The sequence below is a fragment of the Spirillospora sp. NPDC052269 genome (assembly GCF_040679435.1).
In the GTDB taxonomy this organism is placed as follows: domain Bacteria; phylum Actinomycetota; class Actinomycetes; order Streptosporangiales; family Streptosporangiaceae; genus Spirillospora.
Window position 1 is genome coordinate 39,778 of record NZ_JBFAUU010000004.1, and the last position, 16,430, is coordinate 56,207.

The window sequence follows — 16,430 nt, forward strand, 5'->3', positions numbered from 1 at the left end:
GCTAGGAAGCCCTTAGGACAAGTTCGTTCCTAAGACGGTGGCATTCTTGGACCATGCTCGAAACCTCGGCTCGGCTCCTGCGCCTGCTGTCCCTGCTGCAGATGCGCCGCGACTGGTCAGGCGGCGATCTGGCGGAACGCCTCGACGTCAGCACCCGGACCGTGCGCCGGGATGTGGACCGGCTGCGCGAACTCGGCTATCCGGTGGACGCCGTCCAGGGCACGGCCGGGTACCGGCTGGCCGCGGGCAGCACCCTGCCGCCGCTGCTGCTCGACGACGAGGAGGCCCTGGCCGTCGCGGTCGGCCTGCGCACCACGACCGGCGGGACCGTCGCCGGTTTCGAGGACTCCGCGCTGCGCGCCCTCACCAAACTCGAGCAGGTCATGCCCTCGCGACTGCGACACCGCCTGCAGGGCTTGCAGCGTTCCCTGGTCCGTGTGGAGCCGACCGCGCCGCGCGTGGAACCCAACACCCTCATCGTCCTCTCCGACGCCTGCCACCGCCACGAGCGGCTGCGCTTCGAGTACACGAACCTCCAGGGCCACCGCTCGACCAAGGACGTCGAACCGCACTCGGTGGTCAACTTCAACCGGCACTGGTACCTGGTCGCGTGGGACCCGACGGCGGCGGACTGGCGTTCCTACCGGGTGGACCGGCTGCACGCCCGGACACCCACCGGCCCGCGCTTCCCGCCCCGCGAGGCACCGGACGGGGACGTGGTCACCTACCTCTCGAACCGGCTCTCCTCGCGCGCGTGGCCCTACCGCGCCACCGTCACCCTGCACCGCTCGGCCGCCGACCTGGCCGACCGCATCTGGACCGGCATGGGCGTCCTGGAAGCGATCGACGACACCAGCTGCCTGCTCCATGTCGGCGCCGACTCCCCGTGGGCGCTGTCCTGGATGATCACGTCCATCGACACCGACTTCACCGTCACCGATCCTCCGGAGCTGGTCGAGCAGATCAAAACCCTCGCCCGCCGCTGCACAGCCGCAACCCGTCCCTAAAAACCCGCTGCCCGGCCGGACGGCGAGGCCCAGAAGCCACCTCCACCGACCGGCCGGAAGCCCGGTCCGACGCTGGCGCTACCAGGTGCCGCGCGGGTCGGCGGACGACTCGTCCAGGTGGAGCTCCACCCAGACCAGGTGGCCGGTACGACTGCACCCTTCGACGCCGATCTTGGCCGCGAGCTGGGAGAGCGCCCACAGACCACGTCCGGACTCAGCCCAGACGTCGTCGGGCTCCTTGATGGTGGGGACGCTCGAACCGCCGTTGTCGGTCACCGCAACGTAGACCGGGTCGTCATAAACGAGCTCGACGCCGAACCAACCGCCGTCCTCGCCGGACCGGGTGTGCCGCAGGGTGTTCGCGGCGAGCTCCCCGACCGCGAACTCGACCAGGTCCAGGCATTCAGTCCCCGCGAACAGCGTCCGGGCGAACTCGCGCGCGGCAGCCACCTGGTCGGGACGTCCGCCGAACGTGCGACGCCAGCGCATCTCGTCCGGAGCCCACAGGAAGTCCGCCGCCGAGTCACGCGGACAGGTCAGTCGCGCCACACCGTTCCCTCCGATCCGCATGCCCGCTCCCTCTCCTCGCACGTGCCAGAAACGCCCCTCCTCCGACGCACCGTCACCCACGACCGTGCCCTCCGTCCCGCCGATGACGCCCCGCACTGTGCTGACCACCGGCAGTCCCCGAAACCCGAACGGCCCAGAAGAGCAGCGCCATCGCACACGCGAGCGCGACCAGCAGACCGCCCGCCATCACCAGCACAGCCCCACTCACCCGCCCCACGGCACCAAAATTGCGGCGGAGTCCGAGTAGTTCAGCTGCGAAGCGACAATCGCGAGCTGCTCAAAAAAGCCTGCGAACATTCGACGTCACCGACGATGGACCTCCAGCACATCGTTCGCCGCCCGAAGCGCGTCTACCATGGCGGCACCTCCTCTGCGAGGTTGGACCGCGCGGTCAGGCGGGGTTTCTGAGCGGCCTCGATCTTCCGGACTGCGGATCTCAGACCAGGGTCAACCCAACGCGCAATCCTCCCCAGCCACCGCGCATCCCAGAGCCAGCGCCTTCCGACCTGGATCCGTTCCTGGCCTCAGTCCCTATGGTCCAGCGCCAGAACGGTGGAGATAGTCACCCGATCACTCGAGGTGGCAGGGTGGCAGGCCCGTGGCGTTCACTCACTCGGTGTCGATCTCCGAGCCACCGTGGTCGCTTGGGCTGGTGGTCGCCGCGAGGCTCTCAATAAAGCGTCTTTCCTGCCTCGCGAGCTCGAAACCCCGGACGCTGACGAATTCCTCCTCAGCTCCGGATGCCTGAAGCGTGAGGGCTTCCTTCGTGATGCCGAGAATGTCTTTCGCCTGCGCCTTGCCGAGGCTCACGGTCATGTAGTCACGCGAGGGCATTCCCCGGTTGGGTTCCAGCACGATCCGGTTGGCCGGGTGCGAACCGTTGGCCATCCCCGGCGTGTTGGAGATACGCCGGAAGGCGGCGGAATCCAATCTCCGAATCACCTCGATGGCCTGGTACTCGGCTCCGGATACGCTGTATCTCACCGGATACTCGCGCAACTCCCACAGCAGGTAGGCACGAACTCGCGCGCTGCGGAGGTCGAACCGGTCCGGGAACGGACGCGGCCGCTGATCTGCGAAGTCGAACATGCCCTGGCCGCCGCTGAAGTCCCGTATCTCCTTCTGACCGATCGCGAACGCACGCATGTCCTGAATGGACTGCCTGCTGCTCGTGGAGTTCATGCTCGCGAACTGGCCGGACCAGGATGTGATCCAGAACCAACGAGTCAGTCCCTCGACCTGTTCGTCGGACGGGTTCGGGCACAGGTGGAAGAACAGCACGAGCAGCATGAGTTGGTTGTTGTAGGGCACGAGTCTCGCCAGCGGAACCCCCACGCGGTCTCGGAGAAACTCCACGGCCAGGGAAAGCGCCCGGTCGGTGTCCACGACGGCCTGCGAGACACGCCCCTCCACACGTCGGGCCAGCACGTCCCACCGGGCTCCGGTGACCTCTTCCTCTCCTGCGACCGCGAGCACCGCGCGGAAAGCGGTCGTGGAATTGATCTCCCCGAAGCCGTCCTCCGCGATGCGTTCAAGGATCGCGTCTATACGGTTGGCCAGGCTCTCCTCGCCGCCACCCTTGTAGGTGAGCGCCGAGACCATCTGGTCGGGGCTCATCGCCTGGCCCTTGCTGTTGACGCGGGAGAAGACCTCCACCGCCTGTGCAAGGCTCCCACTCATCAGGGTCACGACCGAGATCTTGTAGGACTTGATGCGCTGGGCCACCCGTTCGGCCTCTTCGATGAGCTCATCGTGCCGCTGACCCTCATAGGTCTTCGCAAGAGTGCGCGCATAAGAGAGGAAATCGAGCGTCCTGCGGACCGCACTCACCGGAAGATAGTTGGGCGGCGGCGGCCCCGCCTGCTTCCAGTGCACGTACCTGTTGGCCCTGGTGTCCCCTTGGCCGAGAATGCGGTAGATCCGCCACAGCCAGGGCGGAGAGTCATCATCGTCGACCAGGTCCTCAACCTCGGACAGATAGAGGCATGAGAAGAGCGTGGAAATTCGCTGGTGCCCGTCGAGCACGTAGGTCACCAGCTCACGCGGCGCGGTGGGCACGTGCAGACCGCCGACGTGATCCAGGCTCTCCAGCTCGAGATCGGTCTCCCAAAGCAGCAGACTCCCGATGGGATAGCCCCGCTCGATACTGTCGAACAGGTCGAGCATCTGGTCGGGTCGCCAGACGAACGGCCGCTGGAACTTCGGGATCCGCAACTGCCCCTTGCGAACATCCCCTAGGTAGGTCTCCAGCAGGTTCACTTCCGGACGGACGTCGATCTCCCCGCCGGTTCCCTCGTATCCCTGGAGACCACTCAGTCCGCGCTCGTCACGATCGGTGGCCATGACCTCTCCCTAGAGGATCTCGTACAACAGGTTGAGGATCGCTCGCAGCTCGTCACACACCGCCGGACCAAGCGCGTCGAAGTCGGACTCGGTGATCTTGCCTGCTTCTGCCTCGCGCAGCAGGAGGATCGTGAGGCCATCACCGAACCCCAACCGGAGACCAACTTGGATGGACTCCGGTAGCGAACCATAGAGCTCCTGCTGCTCTGAGTGGATCTCGACCCGCTCCCTCTTGCGGTCGGCGAACCCTTTCTTCATGTCGAAATGGGCACGCTGGTCATGGGTGAGCGTCTTCAGGCACTTGATCCGCTCATCCAGGCCGCGACGGGGAGCCGGCACGCTCACGGCTGCCAGGACGCGGTTGGGTATGTAGTTCTCGACTTCACGGAAGCGCAGTACGTGCCCCTGGGCGCCGACCTCGCGGAGTTCGTCGGCGACCGCCTGGTGTTTGGAGCGCACACCCGGGGTCAACCTGTCACCGTCCAGCAGGAACGTCACCCGGCTCCTCCGCCTGAACTCCTCCTGCTCGTTCCGGACGACCTTGGGGACCTCACCGCTGCCTCCCCCCTGAACGATCTTCAACCACCCGCGTTCGACGGCCTCGACGAGTCGTCCAGGATCAAAGACGTGGGCGAGGGCGAGCACGAACGCGCCGTCCGCCTCCCGGTTCTCCACGACGAGCCGTGCGGCCAGTCCAAGGTCGTGGACGTGGTCTTCCAGAGTCTCGCGCGTGACGGTCACAGCACCGCGCCCGGATGTGTGGGACGTCCACGCCCCGCTGACCAGCCCCTTGCGCGCCAGGTCGCTCCAGGTCGGTGCCCGCTTCGGAACGTGCTCCCGGAAGTACCCCTCCGCAAGGGGAAGGTGCGACACGTCAACACGCCACTCGTGCCTGCCCACGGCAAAATACCGGACCAACGCGGCGATCAGTTCGAAGCACTCGTCTGTAAAGACGTCGGGTGAGAGCTCAACTTTCATTGTGGTCCCTGGAGAACTGTGCCTCGGCCAGCTTCTTGGTCTCCTCGAAGTCTTCGGAGAAGACACCTTCCGGCCAGTAGTCCAGATTGCCGAACTCGTCGATATGGATTCGGCGGGCGCGAGACTCACCGGCTCTATGCTCGACGAAATAGACCGCGACCTTGTCGGGAGTGACCTTCCCCTCGGCAATACGACGCCGCAGCCGAAGCAGCAGTGTCTCACTATGCGTCTCGATCAGAAATCTCGTCCCTCCCCTGGCCGACGCGAGGAACAGGTCAGCGAGAAGGGCGTGGAACGAGGGGTGGAGGTGAAGTTCGGGCTCCTCGATGACTTGGAGCACCGGAGAACGCGACCGAGTCGTGCCCTGTGCCTGCTGGACGAGCAGCGGGAGCACCTGGGCCACACCGGTGCCGGAGTCGAGAAGGTTCACCATGAGGTCGGGGTTCGCGGAGGATCGGAGGTTCACCGCATAAAGCGGGCCCTGAGGCTCGACCTCCAGGCGCCATCCCATCAGGCTGTCCCCGAGCAGCTCGTTGACCCGGTCGATCAGGGTTCGCTCGCCCCGAACGTGATCGTTGACGAGCATCCCGGCGGCGTTCTCGCCCGCGGTACCGACCTCCGCGGCCATCCGGGAGGGAAGGCGGGTGAGCCGCGCGGGGCGCTGCCGGTACGGGCCCAGGTAACGGATCCAGTCGATCCCGTCCGGGCCGGTGAACTCCAGGGGGCCCGGCCAGTTCTTCCCCGCGTCCCGCGAAATGGGAAGGGGAACCAACCCCTTGAACGTCAGCTCATGGATTTCAGGCGGACCGCCGTTCGAGGTGACCTCATACGAATCGTCTCCCTCTGCCGGCTCCCACGCCAACCGGAACGCCTGTCCGTCCCGACTGATCTCCATATCCGTGATGAACTGAGTCTTCTTTTCATCAACGTTCTGAATTGTGGCGTTCAGCTCGTATTTTTGCCTTGCACTCGCCACGGTCAACCCCAGACGCAACGGACGATGCACACTGCGCCCGTGGACGAGATCCAAGAAATCAGGCGGATCATCGCCGAGCATGTCGAGGTCGAGAGGGAGGCGAGAGTTTGTGTTGAGGCCGGTCTCAAGAATGAGCGGCAGGCGCGTGAGGGCGCTCTTCCCCGAGTTGTTCTTACCCAGGATGACCGTGATCGGCCGCAGCTCGATCTCCTGCCGTTCTCTGAAGGAACGGTAGTTCTCCACCGCCATGCGCACCAAGGCCATGCGGGTCACTCTAACCGGGAAGACCCCGGCGCCGTCAGTGCTTTCCGGCCTTGCCTCACGAGCGAGGGACGGTAATGAAACGGGTGGTCTCGCCGAGAGTCTTCGCTGCAGCATCGAGGTCGGCTAGCCGGGCCGCCACCGTCGCGACCGCAAGGTGAGCGGGCAGGGCCGCCGCGAACTTCAGGCCCCGGACCGCCCGGGCGTCGACGTCGGGCAGGACGAGCGGGGCGTCGGTGCGCGCTGCCGCCCACATCTCCGGCGTCAGGTCATCCCTAAGCCGCACGAACAGGTCCGTGGGCCGCTGAACGGGATCGGTCACTGACGACAAGGTCGCGGTCAGAACGGCATTCGCGCGATACCCGGCCCATGTCCACCAACGAACGTCCGTCCCCGCGCGGGTGATGACCGGTCCGGCCGGGTGAACCGAACCAGGTGCCCGTTCCGACCGCAGAAGCGCCAACTTCCCGGCGGCCCTCCGGGTGAGTTCCACAGGCGGGTCCGCACCAAGGAGAACGTCGCGCATGGCCTGGGCAAGTTCGAAAGAGAGACCCGCGATGCCCCCGGAGGTCCACTTCGCGATGCCGCCACCTTCGGCCGGCTCCACGAAGCAACGTCGCCGCTTCCAGTCGATGTAGGTGACCTGCCAGGTCCGCCCGGCCAGCAGGAGGCGTCGTGGGCCCGGACGGTCCTCGGTGAGCACGGAGGGGTCGGTGCGGCCGATCTCCGAGCGACCCGACAGGACCGTGAACTGGGGCGGCGCTGTGAAAGATGCGGTCAGTTCGATGAAATGACGATGGCCGAACCGCTTCTCCGCCTCCGGACCGATGAACACCATGCCGTCGTCCTCGTCCAGGAAGCCTTCCGCGAGCAGGTGTCGCAGGATCGGTTCACCCGACCGATCGAAAGGGGACAGCCCGTTCCACTGCGTCGCCCATTCCCTGTTCCCGAGACGATGCTCCTGGAGTGCGACGGCCAGGATCTGCTGTGCGACCAGGTGACGCGGTGCGGGCGGGGCCACCACGTCCTCGACCCATCCGCACCCCCACAGCAGCAGCAGTCCCGCTGCTTGAAGAAGTGCGTTCTCTTTGGTGGCCAGGAACAGGCAGGTTCGTTCGGTGCCCGACCGGCGGCCAGTGCGGCCGAGGCGTTGCAGGAACGATGCCACGGTTGCGGGGGAATCGATCTGGATCACACGGTCCAGATCGCCGACGTCGATGCCGAGTTCCAACGTGGACGTCGAGACGATCACACAGTCCCGGGCCTCCGCGAAAGCCTGTTCCGATCGGTGTCGTTCCCCGGCCGACAATGAGGCGTGGGACAGGAAGGCGGTGACGTCCCGGGCTCGCAGCGCCGCGCCCAGCTGCTCGACCTGGCTACGCGAGTCACAGAACACCAGACGCTTCTCCCCCTGGTGCAACGAGGCGATGACCTTGGCCGCGTTCTCGATGGAGCCGACGAAGTCGAGCTCGATCCGCGCCGCGACGGGTGCTTTCTGGGTCACCGTCTCAGGCGCGACGACCCTGGCGGATCGGGCCCCAGCGGCAGCACCCTGCAACCATGACAACAGCCGGTGAGGATTTCCCACGGTCGCCGACAGGCCGATCCGCTGGATGGGACGGCCCGTGACTCTGGTCAGTCGTTCGAGGACGGCGAGCAGATGCCAGCCTCGGTCGTCGCCCGCGAAGGCGTGCACCTCGTCGATGACGACCGCGCGGACGCCGCCGAGTACCTGGTCGTGGTCGGTCTTGTGACTGATGAGCATCGACTCCAGCGACTCGGGCGTGGTCAGCAGGATGTCCGGAGGGACGAGGCGGATGCGCCGACGCGCCGATTCGCGGGTGTCGCCGTGCCAGAGTCCGGCGCTTCGGCCGAGCCATTGGGCGTACTGGTCGATGCGGGGGGCGAGGTTGTTGAGCAGCGCCTTGAGCGGGCAGAGGTAGAGCACGGATGCCCCGGTCCACTGCTGTTGGGCCATCGCGGTAAGGATCGGGAAGACCGCAGCCTCGGTCTTGCCGCCCGCGGTCGGAGCCAGCAGCAGGACGTCCTCGCCGTCGAGGATCGGCGCGACGGCCCGGCGTTGCAGCGGACGCAGGTCCGGCCATCCGAGGCTGTTCACGATGTGGTGAAGGACGACCGGGTGCAGCCGTTCCATCACACGTCCAGGTCGACGTCGTCCGCCGTGAGGTTCCGTTCCACGTCGGTGAGCTCGGTGCCGGACACGGTGAGTGTGTAGTGAACGCGGGGGTCGAAATCGGGAAACTGGTCGATGCGGTCGAGCACGTCGCCGACGAGCTTCTTGAGGAACAGCCGTGGCGCTACGCCTACCTTGCCGCCGAGCGCACCGCCGACGGCCCGTGCGAGATCGGCGATGTAGGTGTCGTCCGCGAGCGAAGTGAGACGTTCGGGGGCGTCAGCGCCCGCGGCGTACAGGTCGCGGATGGTGATGCCGAGACCGGTCAGCGACTCCAGGGTGAAGCCCTGCAAACGGACCTGGACGGCCCGCGGATTGTCGAACCTCGGATCCGTGGTGAAGTCGGTGGCGAGCCGCTGCGCGAGCGGCGCCAGACGCTGGACGCCCTGCCGACCGTCGTAGAACGCGGGCGTCCCAGTGATCACCAGGTAGAGACCCGGGAACCGGCCCGCGTGGACCTCGTCGATGAGCTGGCGCAGCGCGTTGAGCGCCTTGTCCCTGGCGTCAGAGCGGACGCGTTGCAGCGTCTCGACCTCGTCGAGCACCACCAGCAGGCCGGGATGGCCGCTGTCCCGGAGGACGGTCAGCAGCCCTTGGAGGAAGCCGAGCGCCCCGAAATGGTCGAGGTCTCCTCGAACCCCGGCGGCCCGGCGGGCGGCGGCGGCGACGTGGGGCTGCCCGCCGAGCCAGGCCAGAACGGCGGAGGCGGTGGCCTCGTCACCCGCGCCGAGCGCCGAGCGGTAGCCGCGCAAGGCTGTGGCGAACGACGGTGCGTGCCGGGACACCTCCGTGAGGCGCGCGGTCATCAGCCGGTCCACCTCGCCCGCGAGGTCGTTCTCGGCGGCCCCGGCGGCCAGGGCGTCCTCCTCCAGCGCGTAGAACCACGCGTCCGCCACGGGCCGCAGCGCGCTCGGCGGGAAACTGGTGGTGGTCAGCCGTTCGGTGAGCCGCCGGTAGACGGTCTCCAACCGGTGCAGCGGCGTCTCGGTCTCGGAGATCTGAATCTCGGCCACCGCGAAGTTGCGGCGTTTCGCACGTTCTCCCAGCCATCGGGTGAAGAACGTCTTACCGGAGCCGTACTCGCCGCGGACGGCCTTGAAGACCGATCCGCCGGAGGCGACCGCGTCCAGCTCCGCACCGAGGGCGGCCTCGAAGCGGTCGAGCCCTGTGGCGAGCAGGTCCAGCCCGCTCTCCGGCACCGCCCCGCGCCGGAGAGCATCGATGACGGCCCGCCGCCGGACGGCGCTGACCTGGCTGGACCGGACGCCGTTGGGCCGGGCGCCATCGGCTCGGGCGCTGTCGGATCCGCTGCTGTCGGGTCGTGCGCTACTCACGGGCACCAGTGTTCCAGCACGGCGTCATCGCAGCTCGAACTGGTCGCGGAGCAGGGCGGTGTCGAGCCGCAGCGTGCGGCCGTCGGGCAGGCTCTCCAGCACCTGCACCCCGTCGTAGTTGAGCAGCTGGGCGAGGACGGCGGCGAAGCCGTCCGCGCGCTCGACCGGATAGCCGACCCGCTGCGCCAGGGCGGTGACGGGCAGGGTGCCGGAATCCAGCAGCGCCCGCACGGCCGTCTCGATCTTGGCGAGCGGCGGCTTGCGCGCCACCAGCTTCAACTGATCGTTGAAGACGTCGGAGGCGAGCAGTGCGGACGCGAGAGAATCCGCCGGCGAGGCGGCCTCCGGCGGCGCGCCGTCGCGCGGTTCGGGTTCCAGGTCGAACAGCGCGTCGGACGACGTCCTGACCGCGAACGGCTCCCCTTGCGTACGACTGGAGGCGATCCGCTCGGGCGCGGCGGGCTCTTGCTCGAGTCGCCACCACTCGGGACGCTGGTCGCCCAGCTCCCGCCACCCCTTCGGCGGCGCGGCCTTGAACGGCAGGAAGGCGAGCACAGGGATGGCGACTTCGGCCAACGCGGCGCCGCCGTGGTAGCCCGCCTTCTGCGCCGTGTACCGAAGGTCGCGATCCCACAACGCGACCATCTCGCCGCCGGGGGCGTCCTCGACCACACGCGGTCCGGACAGCGGGATCTCGCCGTCGGAGAGCGTCCCTCCGGGCAGCCGGTGTCGTGCCGAAGCGGCGTTCGCGGCGTCGAGCCGGACGCCACGACGGTCCACGACATGGCCGTGATCGCTGGTGAGGAGCACCGCCATGCCGCGCTCGGCGGCTTCTCGCATCAGTTCCCGCAGCTCACCGATGTGGTCGAGCCGCCAGGTGGCGTCGCCGAGCTTCTGTTCCTTGGCGAGCCGGTCGTCAATGGTGTTCAGCACGACCGCGACGTGGCTGGAACCGTCGTCCAGGGCTTCGGTCAGCGCCCGGCCGTACGGCGCTCCGGCCGACTCGCCGCGCAGGTCGTCCTTGTGGAAGACGGCGGCCTTCGCGCCGCCCCAGAACCTGTGCAGAGGGAAGATCCGCTTCTCGTCGGCCTGGCCTCCCCTGCTCAGCTCGGCGGCGAACAGCGACGTCCGGGAGACCGCCGTCAGTGTGGGCAGGGCCGCCGCCATCGCCCGCCGCCGCGGGGGCTTGCCGGAGTCGTCGGGCACCGGGTCGTATTCGGCCCAGTCCCGGCGCAGTTCCTCGGCGAGCTCGGCCGCGATGGCCGCGCTCATGCCGTCCAGAACCAGCAGCAGGATCCGTCGTGTGGTCTTGCCGCTCACCACCGGTTTGACGACCCTCGGAAGGAACGTCTCCACGGTGAGCATCGTCCCGGGGTCGGTGCCCGCAGAGGTCCAAGCGGCCAAGACGCGGGCGAAGGAGCGGTCGAGTTCGCGGCGCTGTTCGCGTATCCGCTCACCGAGCCGGTCGTAGGCGGATTTCAGCACGGGATCAGGGTCGCCGCCGGCCTCGATGTGGTCGAGCGCCTGGTCGACCCAGCCGGTCTCGGTCATATGCCGGTCGATCGCGGCTGCGACGGTCGGCACTTCGGTAGCCGGGGACGTAGCGAGCCAGTGGGTGAGCCGGACGGCCATCCGCGCTCGTTCGATGCGCACCCGGGCGTCGCGACCGACGGCCAGTTGGTGCTCCTCCAACGCATTCAGGCAGCCGATGACCGCCGCGAGATCTCCCGCGCGCAGGGCTCGGCCCAGCGCGGTGAAACGCTCGTTCAGTCCCTCGGGCAACACCGTGCTGTGCCGCACCTGCCCGATCCCCAGCTGCCTGGAGAGTTCGGAGGCCCGTCCAAGAATCTGGTCGGTGGCCCGCCTGGCCGCACGGCCGGTCTCCCCGTCGCCGGAGCGGCCGACTGCCAAAAGACTGGTGACGAACTCCAGGCAGGACCTGCCGAACCGGTTCAAGTGGGCGTCCAGAGCCTCACCGGTGACCGGCGGCGGATCTCCCAGCCATCGTTCGATCCGGCCGCGTGCCTGATAGGTGTCGGTGTCGGCAGGGGCATCCAGCCACAGCGCCGCGCAAAGAAGCCCGAACGGCACCGCGTCCGGGCCGTGGTCGGCCTCGACGAGTGCGCACAGGATGCGTCCGGCGGCTCCGGCCTGCTCCTCCTCGCTCAGGAAGCGGATCAGCCCTTCACGTTCGGGACGACGCAGAGCGCGCAGCCGGTCCGGCCCGGACGGGACGAGCGACCAGTGAAACAACAGGTGGGTGTCGATGGCATCGCCACCCGCCGCCCCGGTCAGCGGTTCGTTCCCATCGGTGTCATAGCGGCCGAGCCGCAACCGCCGCATCACCAGTGCCGACAGTGCGGTGCGCCGAGACAACACGGTGCCCGCCAGCCGAGGCCAGCCGCCTGGAGGGGTGGCGTCCAGAAGTGCCTCGGCGGCCCAGCCTTCCGCCCGCAGCCGGGGATCACGCTGGTCGGCACCGAACGTCTCCAGCACGAGGTTCCAGTTGTCGACGCTCTCGACCCGCTGCCTGTGCGCACGGGCGAGGATCGCGGGATCGAGCTCGCTCTCCTCCCGGTCGGTCAACACCACCAGCATCGGCGGGCCATCGTCCCGCCCGAGGTGCCCAAGGATGAGCTCGTGGATCGCAAGCGGCGACGGCGCCGGAACGACCTGGGCCTGCTGCTCACTTCCCCAGGTGAGTCCGCCTGGACCGTCCCACTCCGGGACGGCCCGCAACAGCACGACCCTGCGCTTCGGGCGATCGTTCAGGCTCTTGCTCGACGCCAGGTACTGCGTGACGGTCGCAACGGTGAGCCGCACGGCGCCGCCGACAGCTTCGGCATCGCCGATGCCGGTCGAGATGGTGGACATCAGCGCACGACCCGCCAAGTGATCTCGATGGTCGCGTCCGAAGGCAGGTCGGCGAGTTCGCGCGCCAGGCCGGACGCGGCCTCGGCCACCGAGACGCGGCGGGTACCCGACGTGGCGGCCTTCCTGGTTCCCCCGCCGGTCGGCGGAGGGTCGTCCTCCGGGACGGGCGGGTGGCTGGAGCCGCCGCCGAGGTCGACGTCGCCCGGCCTCGTCGGCTTCGGCATGCGCGGTTCCGGTGTGGGGGCCGGGCGCTGGTTACGCTTGATCAACGCCGTGACCTTCCGCCGGGTCACCTCGAGCGCCTCGACGAGATCGGCCGTCCGCTGGTCCACACGGGCGATGCCGCGCAGGGATTCCAGCAGAGCCTCTCCCTCAGCCCCCTGCCCCTGAGCGAGCGCGATGACGTCCCATGAGGCACCTGCCAGGGCTTGGGCGACCTCGTGGGCACGCTTGATCGAGGTTCCGTAGCGGTCGGCGGAGAGTTCGCCGAGGTCGAAGCGGGCGAAGGTCTCGACCGTCTTCTTCGCTGCCGCAGTGCCCTGCGCGGCCGATTCCAGGGCCTTCAGCAGCTCCACGGAGCGGCGCGCGACCTGAAGCCTGCCGCTGTCGTCGGTCTCGTCCAGTCCGAGGAAGGCGGCGTGCTCCTCAAGCTCGCGGACCAGGTCGTCGGCCCCGCTCCGGTGTGCCCTGGCCTCCTCGGTGATCTGCCGGGCGAGCTGGTTCACGAGCCGTCCACGCAGCAGCTGCGGAGCCTGCCTGCCGAAGATCGCTTCGAACCGCTGCCCCGCGGCATCCCAGTCACGTTCGCTGGGCAGCGGCTGGGTGCGCAGGGCGTCACCGCTCTTGACCTGCCCCAGTTCCGGCGCGGGGATGAGCGGGGAACCCGCCCGCACCCAGACCCGGTCGTCCATCTCGGCGAACGACGCGACGACCAGGTGGCCCAGGAACGCGTCCAGTCCCCAGGAATGCGGCTGGTCGATCCAGTCCAGCAGCTTGATCAGGCTGAGGTCGCCCGGGACGCCCTCGTTGCTGGCCCTCATCCGGAAGTGGTCGGCCCAGTGATGGGACAGCTTGAAGTACGCCTCCCGCTGCGTGCCGAGCCGGAGCGGTTCGACCAGCCGCACCATCAGCTTGCGGTCCTTGGCAGGGACCTCGACCTGGCTGTCCCGCGCTTCGGCGGCGGCCCGGACGTATCCGAAGACGGTCTTCGCGTCGGCCGGACGCACGGCCGTGCCGGTGCCGTCCGGATCGAGATCGGGGTGCGCGGGGAACTGGGCTTCCAGCAGCCGGCCCGCGATGTGCCGGATCGCCTCCCGCATCGACTGCCCGAACTGGACCTTCAGGTCGGGCAGGTTGTCGGGGAGCGGCTGGAAGTGCTGGTCGAAGTCCACCTGGACGTGCGCCGCGTCCTTGGTCTTGAGCCCGTACGCCTGCTTGAACGCGTCCTTGAGCTGCGTGGTCAGAGCCTCACGCTGGCTCTCCAGCAGGCCCTTGGCGCGCTGGCGGTTGTCGGCGTTGAGGTTGGCCGCGTACTGCGTGGCGAACCGCTGCTCGTCCGCCAGCGCCCGGTCGATGATGACCAGGCGCTGGAAGTCCTCGTAGCGCTGCGCCGACAGGTGGGTGGGAAGCCACGCGAGGGTCCGGGACGGATCGCGCTGCTTCTCCCTGAGCTTGTGGATGCGGTTGACGTCCTCGACGGGGCCGTAGTTGGTCTCGTCGAACGGCAGGTCGACCACGATCCGCCACTGCCCCTCGATGTGCGGAACCAGGTCGTGGTCGGGCATCTCGTCCTCGTCGGCGACGTTGCCGAAGAGGACTTCGAGCGTGCGCTGGGACCCCTTCCAGACCAGGTGCAGCTCGTCGCCACCGAACCGGCCGTCGGTGTGCTGGACGCCCAGCTCCTCTATGAGCAGGCGGCGGGCCAGCGCGGTGCGGTTGCCCGGGGTGTTGTTGACCCTGGCGTTGGCGATGACGGAGTCGACGTCCACACCCGTCAGTTCCAGCCGGACGCCAGGGTTGGCGGGCGTTCCGGTCGGCTTGATCTCCGGGAACCGGGCCGCCCATTCGGCGATCTTGCTCTTGATGATCCCGGCCTCGCTGCCGGGGATCGGCGCGACGACCGAGCCATGGTTGAGCGCGTAGAGGCGGCGGAGCGTCAGGTCGTTCAGCGCCGGGACGCTCGGGGCGAGCGCCGAGAGCAGCAGCGTGCAGACGAGCCGGTTGTCCCCGACGAACAGCTTGCACCGCTGGGCGAGGCCGGCGTCGGTGATGGCATCGGGGGCGTGCAGGTACCGCTGGACGTCGTCCTCGGTGACCTCGTGAGCGTTGAGCAGGTAGGGCCGGAGCTTGTTCTTGTAGAGCTTGTCGGCGGCGGAGAAGACGACCTCGAGGTCGTCGACGAAGGGCTTGTCGCCGCCCTTGGCGATCACGGGATAGAGGTCGCCGACCGCGATCAGGTCACCCAGTCGCAGCTGCTCGCGGCCTGCCGCGAGCAGCTCGCCCATCAGCTTCAGACCGGTCCGGGACCGCTGCAACGCCGACGAGATGTGGACGAGCGTGTCCATGAAGGCGGGTGAGAACGGGTAGGTGAGCCGGAACGACTCCTCATCGGCGCCCGTGGTGCTCTTGTCCGAGCCGAGCAGGGTGTCCCAGACGTTCGGGCCGAGGGCCTTGGTCCGCTCGAACGCCGCGTTGACCTGCTGCGCGGCTTCGCCGTTGTCGCCGCCGAAGGGGGTGAGCAGCCGCGCGTGCGCCACCTGCGGGAGGTTGCGGTCTTCCAGCGTGATCTTGTCGAAGCGGCCGGAGGCCAGGTTCAGTGTGTCCTGGATCGCTGCCTCGGCCGCCCCGGACGCCTCCTCGCCGACCAGTTCCCGTAGGTCGCGCTGGCGGGCGATGAACGACACGATCGGAATCGCCCGGCGCGCGTCCCCGCCCTCGACCAGGTTCGTGATCTTTCCGGCCTCGCGGGCCACGAACTTCTGGTCATGGATGCGGGTGGCGAGCCACAGCACCAACTCGTCCAGGAACAGGACCAGCCCGTCGTACCCGAGGTCCTTGGCGTGGGCGGCGATCACCGACAGGCCCCGGTCGAGGGAGATGAAGCCCTGCTGGTCTTCGGCCGCCTTCTTGGCGAACCCCGGCAGGAGGTGGATGGAGGCGTCCTGGACCAGCTTCGCGCGCAGTTCCGACGGGGTGGAGGGCTCGAGCAGTTCGAGCTTGGCTTCCTCGTCGTAGGACTCCTCGGCGGACATGGCCGCATCGAGCAGTTCCGGCGTCCAGGCGAACGCGTCGCCCCAGTCGTCCTCGCCGTCGTCACCGTCGCCCGTGGCGGCGAGACCTCGGATGACGGCCTCGTCACCCATGCTCTTGCGCAGCCTGTGGATGTCCTCGAACAGGGCGTCGGTCTTGTACACCTGCGGGATGGGCGCGTCCGGGTGCAGCCTGCGGATGTGCTCGACGTACTTGCCGAGCACCCGCTGCTCCATCGACTGGGCGTCGAGCATGTGGTACGGGACCAGAAGGAACTTCTTGCCCTCGGTCTGGAGCCATTCGTGCCGTGTCAGCACCGGGTCGAAGTCGGGGTCGCCCCACGCCTTGGGATGGCGGGACAGCAGCGCGTACAGCACCGCCATGAAGTGCGACTTACCCGAACCGAACGATCCGTGCAGGTAGGCGGCCTTGGACGCGTGGCCCTCCACCGCCGCCCTGATGACGTCCAGAGCCTCGTTGAAGTTCTGGCGGAGGCGATCGGTGAGCACGTAGTTCTCGAGCGCCTGCCCGACCCCCTCGGGAGTCGTCGCCTCGGCCAGCTTGAGCACGTAGTCCGAGGTGGAGATCGACTCTTTGATCGGGATGAGCTCGCGGAGCAGCGGCGGCTGCTGTGCCATCTGTAC

At 68.2% G+C, this 16,430-nt stretch carries 9 protein-coding genes; 1 reads left to right on the forward strand and 8 read right to left on the reverse strand.

Translation table 11 applies throughout. The features are described from left to right. Nucleotides 1-53: 53 nt before the first annotated feature. Nucleotides 54-1,007, forward strand: coding sequence for a helix-turn-helix transcriptional regulator (locus AB0L06_RS09155; protein WP_500230421.1), 954 nt, complete (start codon nucleotides 54-56; stop codon nucleotides 1,005-1,007). Between the two features lie 78 nt (nucleotides 1,008-1,085). On the opposite strand, the gene AB0L06_RS09160 is transcribed toward AB0L06_RS09155, so the two are convergent. From AB0L06_RS09160 to pglY, 8 genes are all read right to left on the reverse strand, one after another. Beyond that, on the reverse strand, nucleotides 1,086-1,577 hold the full coding sequence (locus tag AB0L06_RS09160; RefSeq protein WP_500230422.1) for an ATP-binding protein: 492 nt from the start codon (nucleotides 1,575-1,577) through the stop codon (nucleotides 1,086-1,088). Between the two features lie 609 nt (nucleotides 1,578-2,186). Next, on the reverse strand, nucleotides 2,187-3,920 hold the full coding sequence (locus tag AB0L06_RS09165; protein WP_500230423.1) for a DUF262 domain-containing protein: 1,734 nt from the start codon (nucleotides 3,918-3,920) through the stop codon (nucleotides 2,187-2,189). Between the two features lie 9 nt (nucleotides 3,921-3,929). After that, a complete protein-coding gene (locus tag AB0L06_RS09170; protein WP_500230424.1) occupies nucleotides 3,930-4,898 on the reverse strand; it encodes a hypothetical protein in 969 nt (322 codons plus the stop codon). Continuing rightward, nucleotides 4,888-6,138 carry an AAA family ATPase gene (locus AB0L06_RS09175; protein WP_500230425.1) on the reverse strand — a complete coding sequence of 417 codons (1,251 nt, stop codon included), beginning with the start codon at nucleotides 6,136-6,138 and terminating at the stop codon, nucleotides 4,888-4,890. The genes AB0L06_RS09170 and AB0L06_RS09175 overlap by 11 nt, the downstream gene beginning before the upstream one ends. A gap of 55 nt (nucleotides 6,139-6,193) precedes the next feature. Further along, the gene (locus AB0L06_RS09180; RefSeq protein WP_500230426.1) at nucleotides 6,194-8,290 is read right to left on the reverse strand and encodes a DEAD/DEAH box helicase; all 2,097 of its coding nucleotides are present in this window, start codon (nucleotides 8,288-8,290) and stop codon (nucleotides 6,194-6,196) included. After that, the gene (gene brxD, locus AB0L06_RS09185; protein ID WP_500230427.1) at nucleotides 8,290-9,663 is read right to left on the reverse strand and encodes a BREX system ATP-binding protein BrxD; all 1,374 of its coding nucleotides are present in this window, start codon (nucleotides 9,661-9,663) and stop codon (nucleotides 8,290-8,292) included. Before brxD ends, AB0L06_RS09180 begins: the two co-directional genes overlap by 1 nt. 24 nt (nucleotides 9,664-9,687) lie before the next feature. Further along, entirely contained in the window at nucleotides 9,688-12,537 is a 2,850-nt protein-coding gene (gene pglZ / locus AB0L06_RS09190) for a BREX-2 system phosphatase PglZ (protein ID WP_500230428.1), read from the reverse strand. Beyond that, nucleotides 12,537-16,424 (reverse strand): BREX-2 system ATPase PglY, encoded by a 3,888-nt coding sequence (pglY, locus tag AB0L06_RS09195; protein WP_500230429.1) that lies wholly within the window; start codon nucleotides 16,422-16,424, stop codon nucleotides 12,537-12,539. Before pglY ends, pglZ begins: the two co-directional genes overlap by 1 nt. Nucleotides 16,425-16,430 lie beyond the last annotated feature (6 nt).